Genomic DNA, 25,571 nt, shown 5'->3' on the forward strand with positions numbered 1-25,571 from the left:
CCGACTCTGCGGCACATTCCACAGGCTCTGACGCCTTCGGCTGAACTTTGTCTTTTCCCTTGCCCCACACCCCGGCCTGCTTTTCCATGTCCGAACCCGCCACCCTCCTTGAAACGCCTGCTGACGCCGACAGCGCACAAGACAGCGCAGAAGACAGCGCAGCCGCCGCCGAGAAAGCCGCCGCCCACGCCGCGCTCAAGCTCGAAAAGCGCCTGGTCCGCCAGGTCGCCCAGGCCATCGGCGACTTCGGCCTCATCGAAGACGGCGACAAAGTCATGGTGTGCGTCTCCGGCGGCAAGGACAGCTACGCCATGCTCGACGTGCTGCGCATGCTGCAGCAGCGCAACGGCCACAAGTTCGAGCTGATCGCCGTCAACCTCGACCAGAAGCAGCCCGGCTTTCCGGCCCATGTGCTGCCCGACTACCTGGCGAAGGTGGGCGTGCCCTTCCACATCGAAACGCAGGACACCTACAGCGTCGTCAAGGAGCACATCCCCGAAGGCAAGACCATGTGCAGCCTGTGCAGCCGCCTGCGCCGGGGCATCCTGTATCGCGTGGCCGACGAGCTGGGGTGTACGAAGATCGCGCTGGGCCACCACCGCGACGACATGCTGCAAACGTTCTTCCTCAACATGTTCTTCGGCGGCAAGCTCAAGGGCATGCCGCCCAAGGTGCAGAGCGACCGCGGCGACCACCTCATCATCCGCCCGCTGGCCTACGTGGCCGAAGACGACCTCAGCCGCTGGGCGGACATCCGCGCCTTCCCCATCATCCCGTGCACGCTGTGCGGCAGCCAGGAGAACCTGCAGCGCAAGCAGATCGGCCAGATGCTGCGCGACTGGCAGCAGCTGTACCCCGGCCGCATCGAGAACATGGCCGTGGCGCTGCGCAACCTGGTGCCTTCGCACTTCATGGACCCGCGCCAGTTCGACTTCAAGGGCATGGTGCCCAATGGCGTGCAGGACGCCGATGGCGACAAGGCGTTCGATGCGCCAGAGTTTCCGGCGCAGGCCGTGGGCACGCTGGCGGGCCTCTCGGTGATGCCCCGCTGACCCCTGTCCGATGCACTCCATCGCCATGGTTTTATTGACTGCGTTTGCACCCCCCGGACCGTTCGGGCTGAGCCTGTCGAAGCCAGGTGCGAGCCTTCGACAGGCTCAGGCCGAACGGGTGGGGTGTGAACTGGCAGATCCGCACCCGTCCGTCCTCATCCGCCCTCACCACGCATCCAGAGGCACCCCATGACCACCCTCCTCAAAGCCCCCGAACTCCTGCTGCCCGCCGGCTCGCTCGACAAGATGCGCGCCGCCTACGACTTTGGCGCCGACGCCGTGTACGCCGGCCAGCCGCGCTACTCCCTGCGCGCGCGCAACAACGAGTTCAAGCTCGAGCAGATCCGCCAAGGCATCAGCGAGGCCCATGCACGCGGCAAGAAGTTCTTCGTCACCAGCAACCTCATTGCGCACAACGACAAGATCCGCACCTACCTGCGCGACATCGAGCCCGTCATCGACTGCCAGCCCGACGCCCTCATCATGGCCGACGCGGGCCTGATCATGATGGTCAAGGAGAAGTGGCCCGAGCAGGTGGTGCACCTCTCGGTGCAGGCCAACACCACCAACTGGGCGGCGGTGAAGTTCTGGCAGAAGATGGGCGTGGAGCGCGTCATCCTCTCGCGCGAACTCAGCCTCGACGAGATCGAGAAAATCCGCCAGGAATGCCCCGACATGGAGCTGGAGGTCTTCGTGCACGGCGCGCTGTGCATCGCGTACTCGGGCCGGTGTTTGCTCAGCGGCTATTTCAACCACCGCGACCCCAACCAGGGCACCTGCACCAACGCCTGCCGCTGGAACTACGCCACCCACGACGCCGACATCGACCCCACCACCGGCGAAGCCATCGCCCAGAAGATGGACGGCGACTTCAACTTCGAGGCCGCGCAGCAGAAAGCCGAACAGGCCTTTGCATCGACCACCGGCAACGGCGAGCGCCACCCCAAGGCCGACAAGGTCTACCTCATCGAGGAAGCCGGCCGCCCCGGGCAGATGATGCCCATCATGGAAGACGAGCACGGCACGTACATCATGAACAGCAAGGACCTGCGCGCGGTGGAGCACGTGGCGCGCCTGGCGCAGATCGGCGTCGATTCGCTCAAGATCGAGGGCCGCACCAAGAGCCTGTACTACGTGGCCCGCACCGCCCAGGTCTACCGCCGCGCCATCGACGACGCCGTGGCCGGCCGGCCGTTCAACCCCGAGCTGCTCATCGAGCTGGAAGGCCTGTCCAACCGCGGCTACACCGGCGGCCTGCTGGAGCGCCGCCCCAGCAACGACTACCAGAACTACATCAACGGCCACTCGGCCACGCAGCGCAGCCAGTTCGTGGGCGAAGTGCTGGGCGCCGAGGGCCTGGCTGCAGCGGGCCTGAGCGGTGACTGGGTGCAGGTCGAAACCAAGAACCACTTTGCCGTGGGCGACCTGCTGGAAGTGGTGCACCCCAGTGGCAACCTCACGCTGCGGCTCGAGCAGATGCGCAACGTGGACGGCCAGAGCATCGCGGTGGCGCAGGGCAACCCGGTGCGCGTGTGGATACCGCTGCCTGCGCGCTACGAAGGCGCGCTGCTGGCGCGGGTGGTCGAAGCGCAGCCGCCAGCGGCAGCGCCCGAACCCGCGTTGGCAGTCTGACGCGGGGCGCGCCACCCCATCCGTTCACGCTGAGCCTGTCGAAGCGCCGCGCGAAGTTTCGATACGCTCAGCCCGAACGGATGTTTCAAGTGCGGCAATGTGGATCAGTCAGTTGTATCGGTCCATTGGATCAGTCAGTCACGAGGGCGCGGACACATGAAGACGATTTCTGATGGCCTGCACCGCCTTCGCTGGGCCGCGGCGGCGGCGGCGATCATGTTGGCGGGTGGCAGCGCAGGGGCGCAGACCCCCAGCGTTGCGCCTGCCAAAGCACGCTACGTGCAAGGCTCCTGGGTCAACCTGCGCGACGCCGCCCAGCCCCAGGCCCGCGTGGTGGCCCAGGTGCCCGCCAACACGGCGCTGGAGCAGCTGACCGAGCGCGACGGCTGGTGCGCCGTGCTGTACCGCGGCGACACGCGCCTGGGCCCTGCCTTGCCGACACCCGTGCAAGCCCATGTGTCCTGCAACCTGCTCGCTGACCAGCCCTTGACCCTGGCCCAGGCGGGTAAAGACGCTGCCCGCGCCTTCTGGGTGGCACCGTCGCCCAACCGCTTGCGGGCCTACGGCAACGCCTTGCCACGCCCCGCATCGCTGCAGATCGCGGCGCTGGCCAAAACCCATGCGCTGGACGCAGCGGTGGTGTACCCCCAGCGCCCCGAATGGGACGCGGCCAAGAAGTTGATGCGCACCGGCGTGCTGCTGCGGCCCGAGCAGGAAATCGACCGGGGCGCACCCGTCAACCCGCTCGCCGATGTCCAGCTCGCCACCCGCGCGGTGGACAACCTGCCGGCCGTGGCGCCCCTGGCCACTCGGCCGGTACTGCGCGCCATCGCCCCGTCCTACTTTCGTCGCCACGACAGCGTGGCCCTGCTGCACGAGACCGATGCCGACGGCCTGGCCGCCGTGGCGGGCACGCGCATCAGTGTCATTCCCACAGGCACACCCGTGGGCCGGTTTGCCCGCCACAGCGGGCCCGAGATCGAGTACGTCACGGGCTTCTGGGACGTGGGCACCGCAGACCAGGCATTCGCCCCGCCGCTCACCGTGTACGCCATCGCCCAGCAGGGCTTGGTGGGTGCGCACGCCGTGCGCCAGCGCATGTGGGACATCAGCAACGACGCCCACTACTGCGGCGGCCACTACCCCGGCCGCGCGTTCAACGACCCCGGCGAAGAATCCCAGCCCGTGCGCGGCTACGCCAAACTGTCCGACACCGCCGACGTGCTGGCCCGCCTGGTCGTCCCCGGCAAGCTGCCGCCGGATGCCGTGAAGGTGCGCTCCACGCGCTACGCCACGAGCTGGACGATGCCCGCCGACCCGCCCATCCGCGACAAGCCCCAGCGCAAGAACACCGCCGTGACAGTGCACGAGATCGACCTGGACCGCGACGGCGTGGCGGACATCCTGCGCATCGACATACCTGCGCCGGGCAGCATGAGCTATGAGCCGGTCTTTGAATGGCGTTGGTACCTGAACATCAACGGGCAGTGGTTCAGGGCGGGGTATTGGGTGGATCAGGAGTGCACGTGAGCGGGGCAGCTGTCGGCCACAAGCAGACATTGGATGATTGAATGGATCGGTACGAGAACAACAACTATTTGCTGCGACTTCTCGACTGCTACCTGCTGGACTCGATAGGCGAGTTGGGACAGGAGCAATTGCAGACACTTGCCAGTCTTGAGCCGATGTTGCGAAGAGCCTGGAACTCGGAGGGAACATGGAGACAGTTGCTCGAGGAGCAAATGAACTTCCAACCTACTGTCCCCGCCAAGATCCGGGCATTTTGGCAGGGCTACATCAAGGCGGCCGAAACGCAGAGCTTGCCGGCCGTGCCCTTCGAGTTCGTTCTGTCATTCGTTGATCAGAACTTCCCGCACATTATCGGCGGCCAAGACGTTCATTGACGCCGGTCCGGCGAAGGTCAACTTCCCCATTGGGCCGGCGCACTGGTATTTTTTGGGGAGGATGATTGACCGCTTTGGGGAAACGCGACTAACCGCTTCGGGCCCAAAGCCGTCGGCAAGCGTGTTGTCACCGTACTTCGTTCTCACCGTATCGCGGCTGCCGCAACAACGCCGCCAGCACCAGCGCCTCCGCCACCACCTCCAGCGCCTCTTCCAAAGTAGCCAGCAACTCCGGCAGCTCGGGCAGCCAGGGCCAATGCGGCTGCACCTCGGGCCACTGGTCCACCCCAATCGCCAACAGCCCCACCGCAAAACCGGCCCACAGCCAGCCACGGGTAGTGCGGTGCGACAAAGCCCCGTGCAGCCACACCAGCGTGCACAGGCCCACCACGGCCACCGCCAACATTGGCGCCTCGCGCACGACACCCCACCGGCATGCATCCAGCCACTCGTGGCAGCGAAACTTCCACAGCTCGTGCAGCATGAACTGCTCGTCCAGCGCCAGCGCGCCGAAGGCCACCGTGAGCCACACGCCCAGCCGCCACGAAAGGCAGCGCTCGGCCGTCAGGCGCAGTGCGGTGATGCACAGTGTGAGCAGCAGCGCGCTCGACAGCCACGATGCGGGCGAGTTGTCGGAGCGGAAAGCGCGCTCCCAGCCGGGCGCAAAGACCCAGGCGCTGAGCAGCAGGAATGCCAGCACCGCGCCCAGCAGCGCAGGCGCAACCCACGGGTGCGGCGCGGGGCAGACGGCCTGGGGGGTTTGCGGTGTGATGGGGCGCGGGGACATGGCGGTTGGATGCGAGGGCTGCCACCGACAGCGTGTTGGGCGGAGCAGGCACAGCGGATTTTGAAGCAAAAATGCGCCGTACCGCGCTCTGGTTGAGCGCTAGGTGCTATAAATTCAATAGCTGAATGCCATGGCAGCGTGGCCGTCGGCCCATTGGATGCGGTGGCGGCGGGTTGCGCGGCGAGCGTTGGGTCGTCGCCCACCCTGGTCATGCCGCAGGAATCGCTACAGAATCCACCATCCCCCGCATCCTTGGCATGGCCCTTCCCATCGACCCCTCCCGCAGCGCGCTCCCGCCCGTGGCCCAGTTCCTGGCCGAGGCGGCGCTGCAGCGGCAGACGTCGCTGCTGGGCCTGGACAAAGCACCTGCGGCGCATGCGCCGGCCGGGGCCGACCCGGCTGCGCCGCCTCCGACCGCGGGCTCGCCCCCGTCGCCCACCAGCCCGCTGCCCGTGCCGGCCGACAAGGCCAGCATTTCGGCGCAGGCGCGCGAGCAGCTGGGGGCGGGCTTCGACCCCAGGCGCGGTGGGGCCGATGCCGCGCAGGGTGGTGCCAGAGCCGGCGCCGCGCCGCTGCGCATGCCCGCGCCGCCGCCGCTGCCCACCGGGGCGCCTGCAACGTCTGCCATGGCGGCCGGGGCTGCATCTGCCGCGTCGGGCACCGCCTGGCCCGCCACCGGCCTCGGCGCGCCGCTGATGCGCATGGTCAGCGCGCTGGTGCAGCAGGTCACGGCCAGCAGCGGTGCGCCGCAGCGTGTGGTGTCCGCACAGCCCTGGCCGGTGGGCCTGGCGCAGGCGCTGGAGAACGGCTCCATCGACCCGGAGCAACCTCCGCTGCAGACCTGGCTGGTGCGCCAGGGCACGGCGCAGACGCCCGAGGGGCCGCGCGGCTTTGCGCTCACGCTGCGCGTGCCGGTGCCCTGGCTGGCCGCGCAGGCAGCCCCTTCCGCAGCCACCGCGGCCGCCGCGCTGCCCGGGGGCGCCCTGCAGGTCCCCTTTGCGGGCGGGGGCCAGGCGCTACAGTCGGGCGTGCTGGCACTGGTGCTGCAGGGCGCCGACGCTGCGGCACCTCGTACCAGCGCGCTGCTGGTGCTGGATTTTCAGCCGCAGCTGGCGGCCACCGTGTATGGCCGCGACATGCTGGCGCAGCAACAGGCCGGCCGCCTGGACCCCTGGACGCAGATGGCCGTGCTGCAGGCCAGCGGCCAGGTGCCGCGAGAGGAAGACCGGGCGCGCAACGGCGCGTCCGGCCTGTGCGAGACCGTGGGCTGCCCCTATGCCGCGCGGGCCGAATGCGTGCAGCCGTTTTGCCTGGCGATGCGGGGCGTGGTGCCGGCCGATCCGGTGGGGCCGTCACCCACTGCCTAGAGCCCCTGTGCGCATCGCCGGGCTGTGCGCGTGCTTGCAGCGGGCGCAGTGGTGGCCCGGCCGTTCAGGTGCAGCGCTGATAATTTACGAACCGAACGGACCACCCAGCCATGTACGCACTTCCCTCCCTGTCCGCCCACGCCGCGTTTCCCGTCGGGTTCGTTCCGCTGGCGGGCACACGGCAGGACTGCGAGGATTGCGGCAGGGGCGAGGGCCTGGGGTTTCAGTTCGACTTCGCGTACCAGCCGATAGTGGATGTCCACAGCCGCGAGGTCTATGCCCACGAGGCGCTGGTGCGCGGCCCGGGCGGCGAAGGCGCGATGACCGTGCTGTCGCAGGTGAACGACCGCAACCGCTACCGGTTCGACCAGTCCTGCCGGGTCAAGGCCATCAAGGGCGCTGCGCGGTTGGGGCTGGCGCAGCCGGTGTCCATCAACTTTCTGCCCAACGCGATCTACCGGCCCGAGGTCTGCATCCGCACCACGCTGGAGGCGGCCCGGGCGCACGGCTTTCCGCTCGAGCAGATCATCTTCGAGGTCACCGAGGGCGAGCGTGTCGAAGACGGCCCGTGGTTTGCGAGCATCCTGCGCGAGTACCAGCGCTGCGGCTTTCGCACCGCCATCGATGACTTCGGCGCCGGCTATGCGGGCATGAAGCTGCTGTCGGACTTTCAGCCCGACATCATCAAGATCGACATGGACCTGATCCGCCACGTGGACACCAACCGGGCACGCCAGGCCATCGTGCGCAGCCTGGTGCGCCTGTGCGAGGACATGGACATCCAGGTGATTGCCGAAGGCATCGAAACCCGCGCGGAGCGCGACTTCCTGGCCGACACGGGCATCCGCCTGATGCAGGGCTATCTGTTTGCCCGGCCGGCCTTTCGCGCGGTGGCTGCGCTGGACGCGGCGGCGTTCGACACGCTGCGTCCGTAACCCTGCCGCAGCCGCAGCCCTGCTGGCGCGCTGGCGGTGCGGTGGCTCAGCGAATCAGCGACTCAGGATGAGCCCATGCGCGAGAGGATGCCTGCGTGCCGCGCGCGGGTGATCGGGTAGGCCACCAGCAGCGGAACCGCCAGCACCAGGCACACCGCCGGCAGCACGCCCGTCATCAGGGTGATGCCCTGCAGCGCGCTGGCCGACTGCGCCACGTTGGGCACGTAGCCGGTCACGTCGAGCATGCCGGCCACCATCACCGTGGCCAGCGTGCGCGCCAGCTTGTCCATCAGGCCGTACAGCCCGTAGTACATGCCCGTCTTGCGCTCGCCGGCCTGCATGTGGCCGTGGTCGATGGTGTCGGGCACCATGGCAAAGGGCACGATCCAGTGCGCACCCATGCCGATGCCGATGACGACCAGGATGGCCATGACCATGCGCTGGTCCCCCGGCCCCACCCAGTACAGCGCCACTAGGCCGCCCGCGCACAGCACCAGGCCCAACACGTACGCCCAGTTCTTCTCCCAGCGGTCCACCACGTACTTCCACACGAACAGCGACAGGCCCACCACGCCGAGCAGCGTGCCCATGTACCGCGGCAGGTCGCCCTTGTCGCCCTGCAGCTGGTAGATCACGAAGTACGCGAGCGAGGCCTGCACCAGCGTGAGGCCCAGGCGCACCAGGGTCGCGGCGCTCATCAGCAGCAAAAAGGGGCGGTTGCGCAGCGTGGTGCGCAGGGTCTCGCGCACGCTGTCCCACATGGGTCGTGCGTCGGCGGGGGCTTCGGTCTGCGCGGTGGGTGCGGCGCTGCCCTGGGGCTCGCGCACGCGCCAGGCCACCACGGCCACGGCCACACCGGCGATCAGGCCGAAGCATGAGCCCGCCAGCGCATAGCCCGTGCGCGCGTCGGGTGCGGCCCGCACCAGGATCGGCATGAACACGCTGCCGGCAAAAAAGCCGATCAGCGCGCCCATCGATGCATAGGCCGTGAGGCTGGTGCGCTCGTCGTAGTCGGTGGTCATGTTCGCGGCCATGGCCTGGTAGGGCAGCTGCACCAGCGTCATGAGCGTGTCGAACACCGTGTACGTGATGGCGATCCACAAAAAAGCTGCCACGGGCGACAGGCCCGGCGGCACCATCCACACCGCAGCGGCTGCAATGCCCAGCGGGATCGCACCGTAGATGAGGTAGACGCGGTGGCGGCCCCAGCGCGAGCGCGTGCGGTCGGTCACCCAGCCGAACAGCGGGTCGTTGACGGTGTCCCACACCTTGCCCACCAGCAGCGCCGCGCCGGCCACGGCAGGCGCGACCAGGGCCACATCGGTGTAGAAGATCATGAGCATGAAATTCATCGCCGCGACCAGCATCTGCAGGCCGACGTTGCCGACCGCGTAGCTGAGCTTGGTGCCGAGGGTCAGGGGCGATGGCGTGGTGCTGCCAGGCGCGTGGCTGGGGTGCATCACGGTGCCACCGCCGAGACGGACGCGGGCACTGCGGCGGATGTGGGCGCAGGGGCGGCTGCGCGCGGCGGCGCGGCTTCGAGCATCAGCCGCACTTCGCGGCGCAGCATCTTGTTCAGGAAGCTGCGCGGAATCTCCTCGACGATGCGCACATCGTCCGGCTGCAGGTGGGCGGGCAGCTGCTGCACCAGGTACTGCGCGATCTCGCCTTCGAGCGTGCGCCAGTCGTGCTCCTTGCGCCAGCTCTGGCGCAGGCTCAGCACCAGCACGGCCTGCGCACCATGCTGCACCAGGCAGGCCTCCTTGACCGAGGGGTGGGTGTGCGCCACCTCTTCCACTTCGCGCGGGTTGAGCAATTGGCCGTTGCGCGAGACGCGGTCCGCGCTGCGTCCCAGCACGTGCAGGTAGCCCGCCGTGTCGAAGTAGCCCAGGTCGCCCATCACCACCCAGCCGTCGCGCAGGGTCTCCTGCGTCTTCTCGGGGTCGAGCCAGTAGCCGTCGAAGCGCACGGGCGTCAGCACGGTGATCAGGCCCATCTCGCCCTGGGGCAGCGGCTTGAAGTCGTCGCTGCGGATGACCACCTGCACGCCGGGCATGACGCGGCCCACGGTGGAGAGCACTTCCAGCCCCAGCGGGTTGCCCTCTCCATCCACATGCTGGTGCGGCAGCAGCCAGGTGATGGGCGGCAGCGCCTCCAGGCAGCCGTAGCCCTGCTGGAAGATCGGCCCGAAGCGGCGGATGGCCTCGGCGATCTTGGGTGCGGGCGTCATCTCCGAGCCGTAGGGCACATGCGTCAGCGACGACAGGTCGTACTGGTCGAGCGTGGGCTCGTCCAGCAGGTCGATGATGGCCGAGGGCGAGAGGAAGGCGCGCGACACGCGGTGCTTCTGGATGAGGGCGGCCAGCGTCGTGGCGCTGAAGTCCTCGGGCATGACGAGCGCGGCGCCCGACAGCAGCGTGGGCAGCACCAGGCCCGATCCCGGCCCCGTGAGCGGCAGGCCCAGCATGTTCACATCGGGCCCGCCCACCGGCGGCGTGAAGTTGATGGACCGGGCGATGAAGCGCACGCTGTCCAGGTATTTGCGGTTGCTGTAGCCGATGGACTTGGGCAGCCCGGTGGTGCCCGAGGTCATGTGCAGCGCGAAGATATCGTCCTCGTGCACATCCACGGTGCTGGGCGAGGGCGGGTGCTGGGCCAGCGCCTGCTCGTACTCCGGGCCGATGGCCAGCGTGCGCAGGCCGGGCAGCTTCTCGCGCACGGCCTGCAGGATGGGGGCACTCAGCTCCGGGTCATGGATGAACACCGTGGGCTTGACGCGGCCGATGGTGGTCAGCGCCGCGTCGGCCGGCAGGTGCTTGTGAAAGCTGGCAAAGATGGTGCCGTTCTCGAATGTGGCCAGGCGCGCCTCGTACTGCTCGCCGGTCTCGGGCAGCAGCGTGAACACCACGTCGCCCTTCTTCACACCCTGCGCCTGCATCCAGGCCTGCAGCCGGTACACGCGGTCTTGCAGCTGCGCATACGTCAGCGTGCCGCGCCGGTCGATAAGCGCCGGCTTGTGCGGGTGCCTCCGGTAGGCCAGGCGGGCCACGGAGCGCGCGGTGCGCAGGCGGTTGAGGAGAAAGCGCGCCACAAAACTGCGCAAAGAAGGTAAAGCCACCGGAATCTCCCGAAATTGCCGTGAAGAAAACAAGGAAGTTTTTCACGACTGCTCGTAGCAAGAGATGACGATTTGTACGTATGCGTATCTATTGGTTTCCGTTTCGCCTCTGCGGTAAGTTTCCCTTGTCAAACGGTCGGCGGCGCCGCCAACAGCGTCACCACCGCGCAACAGCAGGCCAACCCCAGCCTTGACCCGTGAAGAAAATCACCGGAAATGGAGCGGCCACCGAACGTCATTGCGCCGTCCTGGGCAGCCTGCGCACGACCCTCGAAGTTACAACTGCCGCTCCAGCAACACCCAGGTCCAGACCGCATGCCCCCGGCCCGCAGACAAAAAAACCGCCAGCACCGGATCACGGCACTGGCGGTTTTCTCAAGACCAGCCCCCGAATAAGGGACCGGGCCATTTTCAACTCATACCGCCCCACCACAGGGCGCTCCTCCTACCAGCGTACCCGTGGATCTGGCTCTGCCAGTCCACCGGGTGCGTCCCCCTCGGGGGGAAGCGGCGCAGCCGCTCAGGGGGTCAAGGGTAAAGTCCGCGCATTTCGCGCGCATGCAGGATGCGCTGGCAGGCCACGATGAAGGTGGCGGTGCGCAGGCTCACCTTGTGCTCTTGCGACACCTGCCAGATGCCCGCGAAGGCCTCTTGCATGATGCGCACCAGGCGGGCGTTGATCTCGTCCTCGCTCCAGAAGAAGCTGGAGAAGTCCTGCACCCACTCGAAATAGCTCACCGTCACGCCACCGGCGTTGGCGATCACGTCGGGCAGCACCAGCACGCCCTTGTCGTTCAGGATGTCGTCGGCTTCAGTGGTCGTGGGGCCGTTGGCGCCTTCGATCACGAGCTTGGCCTTGATCTGGCCTGCGTTGTCCTTGGTGATCTGGCCTTCCAGCGCCGCAGGGATCAGGATCTCGCAGTCCACGCCCCAGAACTCCTCGGGCTTCATCACGTCGGCGCCGGCAAAGCCGCCCACGCCGCCGCGGGTCTTGACGTGGGCCAGCAGGGCCGGCACGTCCAGGCCGTTGCCGTTGAAGATGGTGCCGGTGTGGTCCTGCACGGCCACCACCTTGGCGCCGGCTTCGGCAAACAGCTTGGCTGCAATGCCGCCCACGTTGCCGAAGCCCTGCACCGCCACGCGGGCGCCGCTCAGCGCCAGGCCGGTCAGCTTGGCGGCTTCGACACCCACGGTGTACACGCCGCGGCCGGTGGCCTCGACGCGGCCCAGCGAGCCGCCCAGGTCCACGGGCTTGCCGGTGACCACGCCGGTGGCGGTGGCGCCGGTGTTCATGGAATACGTGTCCATCATCCAGGCCATGACCTGTCCGTTGGTGTTCACGTCGGGTGCGGGGATGTCCTTGGAGGGGCCGATCAGCAGGCCGATCTCGCTGGTGTAGCGGCGCGTCAGGCGCTCCAGCTCACCCAGCGACAGCTTCTTGGGGTCCACGCGGATACCGCCCTTGGCGCCGCCGTAGGGCACGTTCACCGCGGCGTTCTTCACCGACATCCAGGCCGACAGGGCCATCACCTCGGACAGCGTCACGTCCTGGTGAAAACGCACGCCGCCCTTGCCGGGGCCGCGGCTCAGGTTGTGCTGCACGCGGTAGCCTTCGTAGTGGGCGATGGTGCCGTTATCGAGCTCGATCGGCACGTCCACGATCAGGATGCGCTTGGGGCGCTTGAGCGTTTCCACCCAGCGCGCCAGGTTGCCCAGGTAGGGGGTGACGCGGTCGACCTGCTGCAGGTAGTTGCCCCAGGGGCCGAGGTGATCGGCTTGCAGGTAGGAGGGCAGGCTGTGGACGGCGCCCGCAGCGGTGGTGCCAGGGGCGCCGGTGGATGAAGACATGGTGAGTTCCTTGTGGGATCGATCAGTTCAGGCTGCGAAGCTTATGCCTGTGCCCTCACGCTGTCTAAGGCCGGAGTGTTTGCGGGTTATGCGTTTGATGCATAACCAGCCGAAAGCGCCTGTCCATGCGGCATTGCAGCAAAACCGGCGCTCTCCACTGCGGGTCATTCGACCTTGAGCTGTGCCAGGGCCGGGTCGCCCTCGGGGTAGCGCAGGTCCAGGTTCTGCAGCACCTCGCGCAGCACGGTGGCGATCATCAGGTTGCGGTGCGTCTTGGAGTTGGCCGGCACGATGGTCCACGGCGCCCAGGGGGTGTGCGTGGCGGACAGCAGCGTGTCGTAGGCGCGCTGGTAGTCGGCCCACTGCTTGCGCACCTCGATGTCGCCCTGGCTGAACTTCCAGTGCTTGGCCGGGTCGTCCAGACGCTCCTGCAGCCGCTCCTTCTGCTCGTCGGCGCTGATGTGCAGCAAGAACTTGAGCACCACCGTGCCCGTCTCGCTGAGCATGCGCTCGAAGTCGTTGATGTGGGCCAGCCGCTCCTGGTGCTGCTCGGGCGTGATCCAGCCGTTGACCACCGGCACCAGCACGTCCTCGTACTGGCTGCGGTTGAACACCGTGATGTCGCCCGCCTGCGGCACCTGCTGGTGGATGCGCCACAGGTAGTCGCGGGCGCGCTCGGCCTCGGTCGGTGCCTTCCAGCCCACGGCGTGCACCCCCAGCGCACTCATGCGGCCGAACACGCCGCGGATGGTGCCGTCCTTGCCGGAGGTGTCGGTGCCCTGCAGCACCACCAGCAGCTTGTAGCGCTTGTCGGCGTAGAACAGGTCCTGCAGCGTGTCGAGCTCCGCGGCCAGCGCGTCCACGGCCGCCTTGTCCTGCGCCTTCCCGCCCAGGGAAAACGGCTTGGCGCCCGGGTCGTAGTCGCCCAGCGACACGCCACGCTGCGGCTTGCCGCGGCTGCCGTCCTTTCCGTCATCGGCGGTGGGTTTGCCGGGCTGCCATTGCGACCACAGGTCGGCGGTCTTGCTGCGGGATTTGGGGATCAGGGGTGAGGGCATGGATGTGAGGGGCGGTGCGTGGATGGGGCACAGGTTAGGGCAACAGGGCGCATTTCACAAATGGTCTGCGCGGGCCGCTGCTGGTTGCCAAGGCTGTGCCGGGCGCCCAGGCGCACCCTGGCCCGCAGCGACAGCGACAGCGACAGCGGTGCGTGGGCGGGCCCGGGTTCGGAAGAGGGGAAGGCGCGTCACCGCTGCGCCATGCGGTAGGCCAGCGGCGTCTGCCCGGTGGCCTGACGGAAGGCGCGGTGCAGGCCGGCTTCGCTCGCAAAGCCCAGGTCTTCGGCGATGCGCTTCAAGGGGTGTGGCGTGTCGCACAGCGCCTCGCTCACCTGGCGCAGCTTGATGCGGCGCATCCAGTGCGCGGCCGACAGCCCCGTGTGCGCCTGCACCCGGCGCGCCAGCGTGCGGGGCGAGAGGCCCAGTGCCTCCGCCAGCGCGGGCAGCCGCAGTTCGATGGCGGGGCTGCGCTGCACCCAGAGCATGGCGCGGCGCAGGTCGGCGTCGGCCGTGGCCATGAGGTCGTGCCCCGCGAACGCCGGGTGGGTGGTGCGCGGGCGCGGCAGCATCAGCAATGCCTGCAGGTCGGCCAGGGCCTCGGGCGCCAGGCGCGCACCCAGCGCGTGCAGCATCAGCGGCAGGTAGCCGTTGGCGCCGGCCGCCGTGGTGGCGGTGCCGTCCTGCACCAGGGGCTCGTCAAAACGCCAGTGCACGGCGCTGTATTGCTGCTCCAGCGCGGTCCGCAGCCACCAGGTGGCCGTGGCGCCGCGCCCGCGCAGGCGCCCGCTGGCGGCGGCCAGCAACACGCCCGCGCAGTAGCTCCACACCTGCGTGCGGCGGGGCAGCGCGGCCAGGGCCTGCACCGCCGGGGCCAGTGGCTGCAGTTGCGCGGCGAGGCCGTCGGTGGACGATAGCCACAGGCCGGGGACCAGCACCGCGTCCAGGTCCGCAGCGGCCAGTGCGGCGGTGGGCGTGAGCGAGGGTCCTTGCCAGGTGGGTACGGGCTGCAGGTCCGCGCCCACCCACAGCGTCTGCGCCACGGGCCGCTGCGCCCGCAGGCCGGCTGCGCGGGCCATGTCGGCGGCGGCGAACAAGCCGGCCGGCATGCAGCCGGGGTACAGCAGCAGGCCCAGGCGCAACGCTGTGGTCGGCGGCGGTGCGTGCCGACGGGGGGCCGATGGCACAAGGGACGCGGTCATGGGCAAAAAATGGGGTGGCTAGAAATGGCAAGAAATTGTCAGATCAGGCCATTCTCGCGCACGCCGTGGCATCCAACAATCGGGCATCGACCTATCCACCCACCGGCCTTGTTGGAGACCCCCGCCATGCACATCACCCATCTGCGCAATGCCACCGTCGTGCTGGAGTTCTCAAGCCAGGGCCGCCCCGTCGGCCTGCTGGTGGACCCGATGCTCGCGCCGCGCGGCACGCTGCCGGCGCTGCGCTACCTGGGCAAGGGGCGTGAGCGCAACCCCATCGTCGACCTGCCGCCGGGCACGGACGCCGCGCTGGAGCGCGTGACGCACGCCCTCATCACCCACTGCCAGCGCGGCCACTTCGACCACCTGGACAGTGCGGGCAAGCGCTTTCTGCGCGAACGGCAGATTCCGGTGATCTGCATGCCGCGCGATGCGGCCTACCTGGCGCAGCGGGGCCTGGTGGTGTTGCCGCTGTCAGGTCCGGAGCGCCAGCCGTTTGCCCTGGGCGGCCACGTCACGCCGGTGGCCTGCATGCACGGGCAGGGCTGGATCGCCCGCTTCATGGAGCACGGCCATGGCTACCTGCTGGAGCTGCCCGGCCAGCCCAGCGTGTACCTGGCGGGCGATACGCTGCTGACCCCCGCCGTGCGCGACTGCCTGGCGCGCCTGCGGCCGGACGTGGCCGTGCTGCCCGCAGGCGGCGCGCGCTTCGATGTGGGCGCGGAGATCCTCATGGACGCCGCCGACATGGCCGAGGCCGCCGCGCTGACCCCGGGCACGCTGGTGGTGAACCACCTGCAGGCGCTGGACCACTGCCCCACCACCCGCGATGCAGTGCGGGCGCTGGCGCAGCAGGGTGGCTGGGACCACCGCCTGTGGGTGCCCGAGGACGGAGAGCGCAGGCGCTTCCTCCCCACGGACACTGCTGTGTGCTATTAAAACAATAGCTGTTTGCGCTTGCTGATCCAGCGGCAGGGGCAGTTTTCGTTCAAAACGACACCTGCACGCCCGCCACCACCTGCCGCTGCGCGCCCGGGATGACGGTGAGCGCGCCCCACGACGCCGTGTAGTAGGTCTTGTTGAACAGGTTGTGCACGTCCAGCGTCAGGCGCGTGCGCTTGTCGATCTGCCAGTAGCCCGTGAGGCGTGCCGTGGTGTAGGCCGGCAGGCGGTAGGTGTCGGTCGCGGTGCCGGTGCGCTCGCCCACGTGCACCAGGCCGCCGCCCACGCCGTAGCGGCCGCCCCAGGGGGCCTGGTCTTCGCGGATGGCGAACAGGCCGGCGCTCACGCGGGGCACGTTCAGCAGGCGCTTGCCCAGCAGGGCGGCGTTGTTGTCGCGGGTCACCTCGGTGTCGGTGTAGGCCAGGTTGGCGGTCATGCGCCAGTGGGCGTTGATCTGCCCGGCCACATCCAGCTCCAGGCCGCGGCTTTGCACCTCCCCCGCGGCGATGCTGAAGTTGGCGTTGGTGGGGCTGCGCGTGAGCACGTTGGTCTTGCGGATGTCGAACAGCGCCACGCTCGCGTTCATCCGCTGGTCGGCCGACTGCCACTTGGCGCCCAGCTCCAGTGCCTGGCCCTTTTGCGGGTCGAACGCGCGGCCGCCTTCGTCGGTGCCCGCGTTGGGGCGGAACGAGCGCCCGGCCGAGGCGTAGACGGACGTGTTCGGATCGATCAGGTACGTGACGCCGATGCGCGGCGTGGCGGACGAATGGTCCTGCACTTGGCGCGTGGCGGCCAGGCGGTTTTCGCTGTCCTGGTGGAAGCGGTCGAAGCGCACGCCGGCCAGCAGCTTCCAGCGCTCGCTCAGGTCGATCTGGTCCTGCACGAACAGGCCCGTGGCGCGGGTGCGGTCCACCAGGTCGAAGCCTGGGGTCAGGTTGCCCACGGGCTGGTCGTACACGGGGTTGTAGATGTCGATGGCGAACGGCTGGCTGGCCAGGCTGGAGTAGCGGATGTCCTGCGCCGCGGTCAGGCGCCAGGTCTCCACGCCGGCCAGCACGGTGTGGGCGAGGCCGCCGGTGCGCAGCTTGCCCTCGACCTCGGCCTGCAGCGACGCGTCGCGCGCGGGCAGGCTGCGCCAGCTGTCGCGGCGCGTCAGGGTGCGGCCGTCCGCGGCCAGGGCGCCGGTCAGGTCCACGGCGGCGCCATACAGGTCCGTCTCGCGGTACGACGCGCCCACGCGCGTGCGCCAGCCCTGGCCCAGGTCGTGGTCCAGCGTCACCTGGTGCGTGTCGCCGTTCACGTGCAGGTTGGGGCGGCTGGGGTCGCCCAGGTAGCGGTCGGACGGCAGCGCGCCCACGTTGCCGCGCACCTGCACGATGCCGCGGTCCAGCGGCGTGCGGATGCGGATGAACTCCGCCTCGTAGTTCAGCACCGTGTTGGGCCCCAGGTTCCAGGTGATGGACGGGGCCACCACCAGCTTGCGGTTGTCCACCAGCGCGGTGCGGCTGGCGCCGTCTTCGGCCGCCACGTTCAGGCGGTAGGCCACGTCCTTGCCCAGCGGGCCGGTGGTGTCGAGCGTGGCACGCCGGTAGCCCTGGCCGCCCACCTGCAGGCCGGCCTTGTGGGCGGCGGTGAACTGCGGCTTCTTGGTGACGATGTTGAGCGTGCCCCCCGGCTCGCTGCTGCCGTACAGCGCGGCTGCCGGGCCCTTCAGGAATTCGATGCGTTCGACCGAGCTCACGTCGCGCTGCGGGCCGTAGCCCCGGTTGGACGCAAAGCCGTTGAGCAGCTGGCCGCCGTCGGTGTTGCTGAAGCCGCGGATCGCGTAGTTGTCCCACGTGCCGCCGAAGTCGTTCAGCCGGGTGATGCCGCTCACGTAGTCCACCGTATCGGCCAGGCGCGTCGCGCCCAGGTCCTCCATCAGCTGCTGGGGCACCACGCGCACGGACTGCGGGGTTTCGATCAGCGGGGTGTCGGTGCGCGTGGCGCCGGTGTTGCGCTGGGCGCCCTGGTAGCCGGTGGCGGCACTGCTGTCGCGCACCTGCACTTCCGACAGCGCGGGGCTTGTGGCGGTACCGGTGTCGGGGGCGGGGGCGGGCGCAGTCTGGGCCAGCGCGGCGGCGGCCGCAGACAGGGCGCACAGCGCCAGGGCGGCGCGCGCGACGGCAGTCGTCCGTGCGGGCCGGTGGGTCAAGGAATGCATGGTCACAACGAAGAATGGAAAGGCGAAGACCGCGGCTGCGCTGGTGGGGCAGCCCGCCAGCTCCCGTGCGAGCGCGGTGTGGGCGGGGCAGTGGGTGAGGGCTTGGCGGGTGTGCGGGAAAAGGGGCGCCATCATAGCCTCAAATGCAACTAATTCGCATTCTCTTTTATCTTTGGGTTTGACCGGCGGGTGTCCTGCGCAGAGCACGCTGAGCGACGTGCCCGCCACCCGGCTTGGCGGCACTGTCCCAAGGCCGCAACGCCCGGGGCGCACGCCTTCAGCGCTGCGTTGGCGCGGCGGCGGTCTTCATCAGGGCCACGAAGCGCGCGGCGCCCAGGCCCTGGGGCCGCTCCTTGGACCACACCACGTCCACCCACAGGGCGGTGCCGTTGCTCAGGTTCTCGAACGGCATCTCCACCAGCGTGCCCGCCGCGATGCGGGGCTGTACCAGCGCGCGCGGCTGCCAGCCCCAGCCCAGGCCGGCCTCGATGAGCCCGAGGGCCGCCAGGTGGTTGTCGGTGCGCCAGTGGTGGCGCGCGAAGACGAAGCGCGGATCGGTCTGGGCCAGGTCGCGGCTGGCCACCACGATCTGGCGCGTGGTGGTCAGGTGCTCCTCGCGCAGCATGGCGCTGCCGGGTGGCTCGCCCCGGGCCTGAGCGGCGGCGCGCGCCGCCGCCAGAACGGGGTGGTCGGGGGCCATTACCGCGACCAGCGTCTCGGTGCCAACCTCCTGGAAGCCCTCGCGCCCATCGATGCTGGGGCGCTCAAACACCAGCGCCAACTGCGCCCGGCCGGCATGCACCAGCGCCAGCGCGTCCACCTGCGGCGCGGCCAGCACCTCGACCTGCAGCAGCGGGTATTCCTGCGCCAGTGCGGCCAGCGGCCCCGTCCAGCGCGCGGCCAGCAGTTCGGGGGCGATGGCCAAGGTCAGGCGCTCCTCCAGCCCCTGGGTGAGTGCCAGCGCCTGGGCGTTGAGCTGCTGCAACTGCCCCGCCAGCAGACGCGCCTGAGGCTCCAGGGCCCGCGCGGCGGCGGTGGGGCGGGGCTCCCGGCCGCTGCGGTCGAACAGCTGCACGTCGAGTTCGGCCTCCAGGTGCGCAATGGTCATGCTGACCGCCGACGGCACGCGCGCCAGCGCCCGCGCGGCGGCGGAGAACGAGCCGTGGTCCAGGGCGGCCAGGAACACCTGCACGCTGTCGGAGGAGAAAGCCATGCGGCTCAATCTATCAGAAAATCTGAAACAAGCTGACTTTATGTATCAGTGCGGCGCACATACAGTAGCGCCATGACTTCCAGCACCCCGCACCTTCAGGCCACGCCATCCACCCCCGCCAGCACCGGGCTGCAGGGCATCAAGCGCCGTGTGATCTACGTCACTCTGTACGAGCTCATCGCCATCGCGGCCGCCACGCTGGGGCTGGCGCTGCTCACGGGCCAGGGCGCGGGCCATTCCAGCGTGGTGGCGGTGGCGGCGTCGGCGATCGCCATCGTGTGGAACATCGTCTTCAACTGGGCCTTCGAGCGCTGGGAATCGCGCCAGGCCGTGCGCGGGCGCAGCGTGGGCCGCCGGGTGGCGCATGCCATCGGCTTCGAGGGCGGGCTGGTGTTCACGCTGGTGCCGCTGTTCGCCTGGTGGTTCGGCGTGAGCCTGTGGACCGCCTTCGTCATGGACCTGGGGCTGATCGTGTTCTTCCTGTGCTACACGTTCGTCTTCAACTGGGGATTCGACCGCATCTTCGGCCTGCCGGCGTCGGCCCAGGCGGCCTGAGCGCGCTTTGCGCTCTTCGGGCCCATCGCACGGGCCCCGCGGCGCTCAGATGCGCTTGAGCCCGAGCGCGTTCAACTCGGCCTCGCTCAGGCGCGACAGCACATCGCTGCGCAGCTTGTCCAGCTGGGCGCGGTGGCTGAAGTCCAGGTCCACACCGTGCACCGGCAGGTTGCCGTCACCCCCCAGCGCATAGGCTTCGCCCGTGGTCTCGTTGAGCACCAGCCACATTCTGCGCACCTGGCCCCGCTGGCCGCCCGAGGTCTGCTGGGCGACGTAGCCGTCCGCATCGGCACGGCGCGTGAAGACGGCCTTGAGGATGTCGTCCCCGAGCAGCGATATCCACACACCCCAGCCCTCACGGAGCGATGCATCGAAGCGCTGGCCCGGCAGTTGGGTCGCGGCGTAATAGGCGGTGTCTACGGGGTGTTTCATCAGCGCAAGGAAATGGAAGCAGCGGGAGCCACCGCATCTTAGCGGTGGGCAGGCGGCACATCACGGGCTTTTGTGCCAGCCCCGCGGATTCAGCCCTGGCGGCTGGCGCCCGTAAAATCAGGGCTTCCCCAAAGAGCGTCGCAGCGGGCCCCCACGCCCGCAAGGTCGGTCATCCCTGGATGCGATGACGCTCGGTGGCCCCCACGAACCGATTGCACGAGTGAGCCTGATGTCCGCTGTCCCCGTTCCTCCCATGAAGCTGTCCGGCCTGGAGCCGGTAACCATCGGCGAGGGCACGCTGTTCGTCAACATCGGCGAGCGCACCAACGTCACCGGCTCCAAGGCCTTCGCCCGCATGATCCTGAACGGCCAGTACGAAGAGGCCCTGGCCGTGGCCCGCCAGCAGGTGGAAAACGGCGCCCAGGTGATCGACGTGAACATGGACGAGGCCATGCTCGACAGCAAGGCCGCCATGGTGCGCTTCCTGCAGCTCATCGCCTCCGAGCCCGACATCGCGCGGGTGCCCATCATGGTCGACAGCTCCAAGTGGGACGTGATCGAGGCCGGCCTGCGCTGCATCCAGGGCAAGGGCATCGTCAACTCCATCAGCATGAAAGAGGGCATCGACAAGTTCAAGCACGAGGCGCGCCTGGTCAAGCGCTACGGCGCGGCCGCCGTGGTCATGGCCTTCGACGAGAAAGGCCAGGCCGACACCTTCGAGCGCAAGATCGAGATCTGCGAGCGCGCCTACCGCGTGCTGGTCGACGAGGTGGACTTTCCGCCCGAGGACATCATCTTCGACCCCAACATCTTCGCGGTGGCCACCGGCATCGAGGAGCACAACAACTACGCGGTCGACTTCATCGAGGCCGTGCGCTGGATCAAGCAGCACCTGCCCGGCGCCAAGGTCTCGGGCGGCGTGTCGAACGTGTCCTTCAGCTTCCGCGGCAACGACCCGGTGCGCGAAGCCATCCACACCGTGTTCCTTTACCACGCGATCCAGGCGGGCATGGACATGGGCATCGTCAACGCCGGCATGGTCGGCGTCTACGACGACCTGGAACCCACGCTGCGCGAGCGCGTGGAGGACGTGGTGCTCAACCGCCGCCCCGATGCGGGCGAGCGCCTGGTCGAGGTGGCCGAGACCGCCAAGAGCGGCGCCAAGGACGAGAGCAAGAAGCTCGAATGGCGCGGCACGCCCGACGCCCCCAAGACCGTGGGCGAGCGCCTGTCGCACGCGCTGGTGCATGGCATCACCGACTTCATCGTCGAAGACACCGAAGAGGCCTACCAGGCCATCGTCGCCAAGGGCGGGCGTCCGCTGCACGTGATCGAAGGCCCGCTCATGGACGGCATGAACGTGGTGGGCGACCTGTTCGGCGCGGGCAAGATGTTCCTGCCCCAGGTGGTCAAGAGCGCGCGCGTGATGAAGTCCGCCGTGGCCCACCTGATCCCCTACATCGAGGAAGAAAAGCGCCAGGACGAGCTGGCCGGCCGCGACGTGCGCAGCAAGGGCAAGATCATCATCGCCACCGTCAAGGGCGACGTGCACGACATCGGCAAGAACATCGTCACCGTCGTTCTGCAGTGCAACAACTTCGAGGTGGTGAACATGGGCGTGATGGTGCCCTGCCACGAGATCCTGGCGCGTGCCAAGGTGGAGGGGGCCGACATCGTGGGCCTGTCGGGCTTGATCACGCCCAGCCTGGAAGAAATGCAGTACGTGGCCGGCGAGATGCAGAAGGACGACCACTTCCGCATCAAGAAGATCCCGCTGCTCATCGGCGGCGCCACCACCAGCCGCGTGCACACCGCCGTCAAGATCGCCCCGCACTACGAAGGCCCCGTGGTCTACGTGCCCGACGCGTCCCGCAGCGTGAGCGTGGCCCAGAGCCTGCTGGGTGACGGCGTGCAGACCTATGTCGACGAACTCAACGCCGACTACGACAAGGTGCGCACCCAGCACGCCAACAAGAAGCAGACCCCGCTGTGGTCGCTGGCCAAGATCCGCGCCAACAAGACGCCCGTGGACTGGGCAGCCTGCCAACCCACCGTGCCGCGCGCGCTGGGCCGCCGCGTGTTCAAGAACTTCGACCTGGCCGAGCTGGCGCGCTACATCGACTGGGGCCCGTTCTTCCAGACCTGGGACCTGGCCGGGCCGTACCCCGCCATCCTGACCGACGAGGTCGTGGGCGTGGAGGCCACGCGCGTGTTCGCCGACGCGCAGGCCATGCTGAAAAAGATCATCGAAGGCCGCTGGCTCACCGCCAACGGCGTGATGGGCCTGTACCCCGCCAACAGCGTGAACGACGACGACATCGAGTTCTACACCGACGAGACGCGCACCGAGGTGGCCATGACCTGGTACGGCATGCGCCAGCAGGCCGAGAAGCACACCATCGACGGCGTGACGCGCCCCAGCCGCTGCCTGGCCGACTTCGTCGCGCCCAAGAGCAGCGGCATCGCCGACTACGCCGGCCTGTTCGCGGTGACGGCGGGCCTCGGAATCGAGAAGAAGGAAAAGGCCTTCATCGACGCGCTGGACGACTACTCGGCCATCATGTTCAAGAGCCTGGCCGACCGCCTGGCCGAGGCCTTTGCCGAAGCCCTTCACCACCGCGTGCGCACCGACCTGTGGGGCTATGCGGCTGGCGAGCACCTGTCCAACGACGACATGATCGCCGAGAAGTACACCGGCATCCGCCCCGCCCCCGGCTACCCCGCCTGCCCCGACCACAGCGCCAAGACGGAGTTGTTCCGCGTGCTGCAGTGCGACGAGGTCGGCATGACCCTGACCGAGAGTCTGGCCATGATGCCTGCCGCCAGCGTGAGCGGGTTCTACCTGGGCCACCCCGAGAGCGTGTACTTCAACGTCGGCAAGATCGGCGAGGACCAGCTGCACGACATGGCCCAGCGCCGGGGCATGGACGAGGCCGTGCTGGCGCGGTTGCTGGCGCCCAATTTGTAGTGCGGGCGCAGTGCCGATGCCCATGAAGAAATCGCTCGTGAAAAAGTCCTGCCTGGCCGCGGCCCTGCTGGGCGCAGCCTGTGCCGCAGCGCTGGCCGCCGACTGGGCATTCGCCTTCAGGCCGGTGACCGCGCAGATGGCGATCTACTCTGGTGGTTTGGGCGACCCTGCTGCGCCCACTGCGCAGGATGCCAAGGTGTCCTTCCACGTGCAGGGCAAGGCGGCCCGGGACCTTTTCGACCGTCTGGGCCCGGACGTGAAAGATGAGTGCACGACCGACCCCAAAGTCCGCGTCCGCGTGAAAGAGCGGCTGCAGTGCATCCAGTACTCGAAGTCGGACACCAGCTGCTATTTCGGGTTCGATCTGAAAGACGGCAAAAGCATCGGCGGCAGCATCTGCTGATGTGGCTGATGTGGCTGATGTGGCTGGGCTGAGGGTTCCAGCATCGCGCTTGTTTGCCCTGTGCCAGGTGGGCGCCCCGGGCGGAGCGCCATCAGGCCTGTAGCGCAGGTTTATGCGACCGGTGTGGCCCCAGCGGCCGGCGCCGCTGTTCCCTCGACGCTCGCGGCCATCTCCAGCTGCATCATGATCATGTTGACCAGCGTGTGCACCGTGGGGCGGCCGGTCTCGATGATGAAGTGTGCGGTCTCGCGGTACAGGCCGTCGCGCTGGGCGTAGAGCTCGCGCAGCTTGTCCATGGGGTTGCCGCCCTGCAGCAGGGGGCGCGTGCGGTCGTGCTTCACGCGCTTGTAGATCTCTTCGGCCGAGGCGCGCAGGTAGATCACCGAGCCGAACTCGCGCAGTACCCCGCGGTTCCCGGCACGCAGCACGGCGCCGCCGCCGGTGGACAGCACCATGCCGCCGCTGCCGCGGCACACCTCGGCCAGTACCTCGGACTCCAGGTCACGAAAGCGTGACTCGCCTTCCGCCTCGAAAAAGCTGCGGATGGTGGTACCGATGGTCTGCTCCAGCCGGTGGTCCAGGTCGATGAACGGCACGCCGGCGCGGTGGGCCAGCTGACGGCCGACGGTGGATTTGCCCGAGCCGGGCATGCCGACCAGTGCACAGCGAATCTGCATAAATGTCCTGTTGTGATGCTGTACCAACTGGGCGCAGAGTGTAAGGGGGCGGCGCCAGCGCACCCCGGGGCGCAGTCCCCGGCCTGTCCGGCTCAGAGCGCGGCGTAGACCAGCGCAGGGAACAGCGTGCACAGATAGCGCAGCTGTCCGGGTGCCTGCGTGAGCAGGATGGCGAACAAATCCTCGGCCGGGTCCACGAAAAAGCAGGTTCCGCCCAGGCCGCTCCAGCTGTAGCTGCCGGCCGACCCGGGGCTGCTGCCCAGGCCGGTGGCGCTGCGCACGGCCACACCCAGGCCGAAGCCGTGGCCCGGCGGCAGGAGGTCGCCCACCACCGGGATGCCGCCCAGGTGGTCGGCGGTCATGAAGTCCACCGTGGCGCGGCTGGCGAGGCGGACGGGGCCGTCTGCGGCCTGCAAGGTTCCACGGCCCAGCATCAGCGCCAGAAACCGGGCGTAGTCGGCCGCGGTGGACACGAGGCCGCCACCTGCGGACTCGAACGCGGGCGGGGCGGACACGTCGTTGAGCGCCAACGCTGCGGCGCCGGTTTGCGGGTCGATCGCGAACGGCTCGGCCAGATCGGCCAGCCGGTGGGCCGGCACCGCAAAGCCCGTGTCCCGCATGCCCAGCGGGCCCAGCACGCGCTCCTGCAGGATGGCGGAGAGCGGCGCGCCTTCGACCGCCTCCAGCACGGCGCCCAGCACGTCGGTGGCGCGGCTGTACTCCCAGGCGCTGCCCGGCGGGTGCACCAGCGGCAACGGGCCCAGGGCCGCCACCTGCGCGGCGTTGGTCAGGCGGCGCGACCCGATGCGCGCCGCGCGGTAGGCATCGGCCACGGTGCCGGGCTCCCAGGCGTAGCTCAGGCCCGCCGTGTGGCGCAGCAGGTCGTGCACGGTGGCTTCGCGCGCTGGCGGGTTGCTGGTGCCGGTGGCCTCGTCGTACACGCGTTGGCCGGCAAACGCCGGCAGGTAGTGCGACACGGGCAGCGACAGCAGCAGCCGGCCTTCTTCCATCAACATCAGCGTCACCAGGGAGGCGATCGGCTTGGTCATCGAATAGATGCGGAACATGGCATCGGCCGCCATCGGGGGCGCGCCGCTGCCCGGGCGCAGCGCGCCCACGGCCTCGTGCAGCACGGTATGGCCGCGGTGGTGGACGAGCGCCACGGCGCCGGGCAGCAGGCCCTGGTCGACATGGCGCTGCAGCGCCTCACGCAGGCGGGGCAGGGCAAGGGGGTTCATGGGCGATCTCCAGGTGGGCATGGCGTGGCATGGCACGCCA

The 25,571-nt window shown here is 68.8% G+C and carries 21 protein-coding genes; 10 read left to right on the plus strand and 11 right to left on the minus strand.

Features of this window, described 5'->3' with window-relative positions:
* Window positions 1-86 precede the first annotated feature (86 nt).
* The 4 genes from ttcA to ACSQ3D_RS14300 all read left to right on the plus strand — a co-directional run bounded on the left by ttcA (window position 87) and on the right by ACSQ3D_RS14300 (window position 4,588).
* A complete protein-coding gene (gene ttcA / locus ACSQ3D_RS14285; RefSeq protein ID WP_436127341.1) occupies window positions 87-1,052 on the plus strand; it encodes a tRNA 2-thiocytidine(32) synthetase TtcA in 966 nt (321 codons plus the stop codon).
* Window positions 1,053-1,241: 189 nt separating this feature from the next.
* On the plus strand, window positions 1,242-2,684 hold the full coding sequence (trhP, locus tag ACSQ3D_RS14290) for a prephenate-dependent tRNA uridine(34) hydroxylase TrhP (RefSeq protein WP_436127342.1): 1,443 nt from the start codon (window positions 1,242-1,244) through the stop codon (window positions 2,682-2,684).
* 156 nt (window positions 2,685-2,840) lie between these two features.
* The gene (locus ACSQ3D_RS14295; RefSeq protein WP_436127343.1) at window positions 2,841-4,214 is read left to right on the plus strand and encodes an SH3 domain-containing protein; all 1,374 of its coding nucleotides are present in this window, start codon (window positions 2,841-2,843) and stop codon (window positions 4,212-4,214) included.
* 41 nt (window positions 4,215-4,255) lie between these two features.
* Complete coding sequence (locus tag ACSQ3D_RS14300) at window positions 4,256-4,588, plus strand: hypothetical protein (RefSeq protein WP_436127344.1); 333 nt, start codon at window positions 4,256-4,258, stop codon at window positions 4,586-4,588.
* A 127-nt stretch (window positions 4,589-4,715) separates the two neighbouring features.
* Here ACSQ3D_RS14300 and ACSQ3D_RS14305 read toward each other — a convergent pair whose 3' ends face one another.
* On the minus strand, window positions 4,716-5,375 hold the full coding sequence (locus tag ACSQ3D_RS14305) for a hypothetical protein (RefSeq protein ID WP_436127345.1): 660 nt from the start codon (window positions 5,373-5,375) through the stop codon (window positions 4,716-4,718).
* Window positions 5,376-5,632: 257 nt separating this feature from the next.
* On the opposite strand from ACSQ3D_RS14305, the gene ACSQ3D_RS14310 reads away from it, so the two are divergent.
* Entirely contained in the window at window positions 5,633-6,742 is a 1,110-nt protein-coding gene (locus tag ACSQ3D_RS14310; protein WP_436127346.1) for a hypothetical protein, read from the plus strand.
* Window positions 6,743-6,852: 110 nt separating this feature from the next.
* Window positions 6,853-7,677, plus strand: coding sequence for an EAL domain-containing protein (locus tag ACSQ3D_RS14315; RefSeq protein ID WP_436127347.1), 825 nt, complete (start codon window positions 6,853-6,855; stop codon window positions 7,675-7,677).
* A gap of 62 nt (window positions 7,678-7,739) precedes the next feature.
* Here ACSQ3D_RS14315 and ACSQ3D_RS14320 read toward each other — a convergent pair whose 3' ends face one another.
* The 5 genes from ACSQ3D_RS14320 to ACSQ3D_RS14340 all read right to left on the minus strand — a co-directional run bounded on the left by ACSQ3D_RS14320 (window position 7,740) and on the right by ACSQ3D_RS14340 (window position 14,900).
* A complete protein-coding gene (locus ACSQ3D_RS14320; RefSeq protein WP_436127455.1) occupies window positions 7,740-9,137 on the minus strand; it encodes an MFS transporter in 1,398 nt (465 codons plus the stop codon).
* Window positions 9,137-10,795, minus strand: a complete 1,659-nt coding sequence (locus ACSQ3D_RS14325; protein ID WP_436127348.1) for a class I adenylate-forming enzyme family protein — start codon at window positions 10,793-10,795, stop codon at window positions 9,137-9,139. The genes ACSQ3D_RS14320 and ACSQ3D_RS14325 overlap by 1 nt, the downstream gene beginning before the upstream one ends.
* Window positions 10,796-11,323: 528 nt before the next feature.
* Window positions 11,324-12,643 carry a Glu/Leu/Phe/Val family dehydrogenase gene (locus ACSQ3D_RS14330; protein ID WP_056410382.1) on the minus strand — a complete coding sequence of 440 codons (1,320 nt, stop codon included), beginning with the start codon at window positions 12,641-12,643 and terminating at the stop codon, window positions 11,324-11,326.
* Window positions 12,644-12,807: 164 nt separating this feature from the next.
* Window positions 12,808-13,701, minus strand: a complete 894-nt coding sequence (locus ACSQ3D_RS14335; protein ID WP_436127349.1) for a PPK2 family polyphosphate kinase — start codon at window positions 13,699-13,701, stop codon at window positions 12,808-12,810.
* A gap of 188 nt (window positions 13,702-13,889) precedes the next feature.
* A complete protein-coding gene (locus ACSQ3D_RS14340; RefSeq protein ID WP_436127350.1) occupies window positions 13,890-14,900 on the minus strand; it encodes a helix-turn-helix domain-containing protein in 1,011 nt (336 codons plus the stop codon).
* A 126-nt stretch (window positions 14,901-15,026) separates the two neighbouring features.
* On the opposite strand from ACSQ3D_RS14340, the gene ACSQ3D_RS14345 reads away from it, so the two are divergent.
* Window positions 15,027-15,839 (plus strand): MBL fold metallo-hydrolase, encoded by an 813-nt coding sequence (locus ACSQ3D_RS14345; protein ID WP_436127351.1) that lies wholly within the window; start codon window positions 15,027-15,029, stop codon window positions 15,837-15,839.
* Between the two features lie 49 nt (window positions 15,840-15,888).
* On the opposite strand, the gene ACSQ3D_RS14350 is transcribed toward ACSQ3D_RS14345, so the two are convergent.
* Window positions 15,889-18,045, minus strand: coding sequence for a TonB-dependent siderophore receptor (locus tag ACSQ3D_RS14350; protein ID WP_436127352.1), 2,157 nt, complete (start codon window positions 18,043-18,045; stop codon window positions 15,889-15,891).
* Between the two features lie 277 nt (window positions 18,046-18,322).
* On the minus strand, window positions 18,323-19,258 hold the full coding sequence (locus ACSQ3D_RS14355; RefSeq protein ID WP_056410377.1) for a LysR family transcriptional regulator: 936 nt from the start codon (window positions 19,256-19,258) through the stop codon (window positions 18,323-18,325).
* Window positions 19,259-19,330: 72 nt separating this feature from the next.
* Here ACSQ3D_RS14355 and ACSQ3D_RS14360 point away from each other — a divergent pair, with 72 nt between their 5' ends.
* A complete protein-coding gene (locus ACSQ3D_RS14360) occupies window positions 19,331-19,813 on the plus strand; it encodes a PACE efflux transporter (RefSeq protein ID WP_396504308.1) in 483 nt (160 codons plus the stop codon).
* A 45-nt stretch (window positions 19,814-19,858) separates the two neighbouring features.
* Here the strand turns inward: ACSQ3D_RS14360 and ACSQ3D_RS14365 are convergent, their stop codons facing one another.
* Window positions 19,859-20,245 (minus strand): hypothetical protein, encoded by a 387-nt coding sequence (locus tag ACSQ3D_RS14365; protein ID WP_056410373.1) that lies wholly within the window; start codon window positions 20,243-20,245, stop codon window positions 19,859-19,861.
* Window positions 20,246-20,474: 229 nt separating this feature from the next.
* Between ACSQ3D_RS14365 and metH the strand changes: the two genes are divergently transcribed.
* Window positions 20,475-23,213, plus strand: a complete 2,739-nt coding sequence (gene metH, locus ACSQ3D_RS14370; protein WP_436127353.1) for a methionine synthase — start codon at window positions 20,475-20,477, stop codon at window positions 23,211-23,213.
* Window positions 23,214-23,235: 22 nt separating this feature from the next.
* Window positions 23,236-23,616 (plus strand): hypothetical protein, encoded by a 381-nt coding sequence (locus ACSQ3D_RS14375; protein ID WP_436127354.1) that lies wholly within the window; start codon window positions 23,236-23,238, stop codon window positions 23,614-23,616.
* Between the two features lie 110 nt (window positions 23,617-23,726).
* On the opposite strand, the gene ACSQ3D_RS14380 is transcribed toward ACSQ3D_RS14375, so the two are convergent.
* Together ACSQ3D_RS14380 and ACSQ3D_RS14385 are read right to left on the minus strand one after the other, a co-directional pair.
* On the minus strand, window positions 23,727-24,293 hold the full coding sequence (locus ACSQ3D_RS14380; protein WP_056410369.1) for a shikimate kinase: 567 nt from the start codon (window positions 24,291-24,293) through the stop codon (window positions 23,727-23,729).
* A 92-nt stretch (window positions 24,294-24,385) separates the two neighbouring features.
* Window positions 24,386-25,531, minus strand: a complete 1,146-nt coding sequence (locus ACSQ3D_RS14385) for a serine hydrolase domain-containing protein (RefSeq protein WP_436127355.1) — start codon at window positions 25,529-25,531, stop codon at window positions 24,386-24,388.
* Between the last annotated feature and the right edge of the window lie 40 nt (window positions 25,532-25,571).

Source organism: Acidovorax sp. LjRoot117, assembly GCF_964252695.1.
Lineage (GTDB): Bacteria > Pseudomonadota > Gammaproteobacteria > Burkholderiales > Burkholderiaceae_C > Acidovorax.

Bases quoted from the DNA above. Each gene is read 5' to 3' on its own strand.
- ACSQ3D_RS14380 (WP_056410369.1), bottom strand. From the start codon at position 24,293: ATGCAGATTCGCTGTGCACTGGTCGGCATGCCCGGCTCGGGCAAATCC.
- ACSQ3D_RS14355 (WP_056410377.1), bottom strand. From the start codon at position 19,258: ATGGCTTTCTCCTCCGACAGCGTGCAGGTGTTCCTGGCCGCCCTGGAC.
- ACSQ3D_RS14375 (WP_436127354.1), top strand. From the start codon at position 23,236: ATGAAGAAATCGCTCGTGAAAAAGTCCTGCCTGGCCGCGGCCCTGCTG.
- ACSQ3D_RS14310 (WP_436127346.1), top strand. From the start codon at position 5,633: ATGGCCCTTCCCATCGACCCCTCCCGCAGCGCGCTCCCGCCCGTGGCC.
- ACSQ3D_RS14360 (WP_396504308.1), top strand. From the start codon at position 19,331: ATGACTTCCAGCACCCCGCACCTTCAGGCCACGCCATCCACCCCCGCC.
- ACSQ3D_RS14340 (WP_436127350.1), bottom strand. From the start codon at position 14,900: ATGACCGCGTCCCTTGTGCCATCGGCCCCCCGTCGGCACGCACCGCCG.
- ACSQ3D_RS14365 (WP_056410373.1), bottom strand. From the start codon at position 20,245: ATGAAACACCCCGTAGACACCGCCTATTACGCCGCGACCCAACTGCCG.
- trhP (WP_436127342.1), top strand. From the start codon at position 1,242: ATGACCACCCTCCTCAAAGCCCCCGAACTCCTGCTGCCCGCCGGCTCG.
- ACSQ3D_RS14300 (WP_436127344.1), top strand. From the start codon at position 4,256: ATGGATCGGTACGAGAACAACAACTATTTGCTGCGACTTCTCGACTGC.
- ACSQ3D_RS14350 (WP_436127352.1), bottom strand. From the start codon at position 18,045: ATGCATTCCTTGACCCACCGGCCCGCACGGACGACTGCCGTCGCGCGC.
- ACSQ3D_RS14330 (WP_056410382.1), bottom strand. From the start codon at position 12,643: ATGTCTTCATCCACCGGCGCCCCTGGCACCACCGCTGCGGGCGCCGTC.
- ACSQ3D_RS14345 (WP_436127351.1), top strand. From the start codon at position 15,027: ATGCACATCACCCATCTGCGCAATGCCACCGTCGTGCTGGAGTTCTCA.
- ACSQ3D_RS14320 (WP_436127455.1), bottom strand. From the start codon at position 9,137: ATGCACCCCAGCCACGCGCCTGGCAGCACCACGCCATCGCCCCTGACC.
- metH (WP_436127353.1), top strand. From the start codon at position 20,475: ATGTCCGCTGTCCCCGTTCCTCCCATGAAGCTGTCCGGCCTGGAGCCG.
- ACSQ3D_RS14335 (WP_436127349.1), bottom strand. From the start codon at position 13,701: ATGCCCTCACCCCTGATCCCCAAATCCCGCAGCAAGACCGCCGACCTG.
- ACSQ3D_RS14305 (WP_436127345.1), bottom strand. From the start codon at position 5,375: ATGTCCCCGCGCCCCATCACACCGCAAACCCCCCAGGCCGTCTGCCCC.
- ACSQ3D_RS14315 (WP_436127347.1), top strand. From the start codon at position 6,853: ATGTACGCACTTCCCTCCCTGTCCGCCCACGCCGCGTTTCCCGTCGGG.
- ACSQ3D_RS14385 (WP_436127355.1), bottom strand. From the start codon at position 25,531: ATGAACCCCCTTGCCCTGCCCCGCCTGCGTGAGGCGCTGCAGCGCCAT.
- ACSQ3D_RS14295 (WP_436127343.1), top strand. From the start codon at position 2,841: ATGAAGACGATTTCTGATGGCCTGCACCGCCTTCGCTGGGCCGCGGCG.
- ttcA (WP_436127341.1), top strand. From the start codon at position 87: ATGTCCGAACCCGCCACCCTCCTTGAAACGCCTGCTGACGCCGACAGC.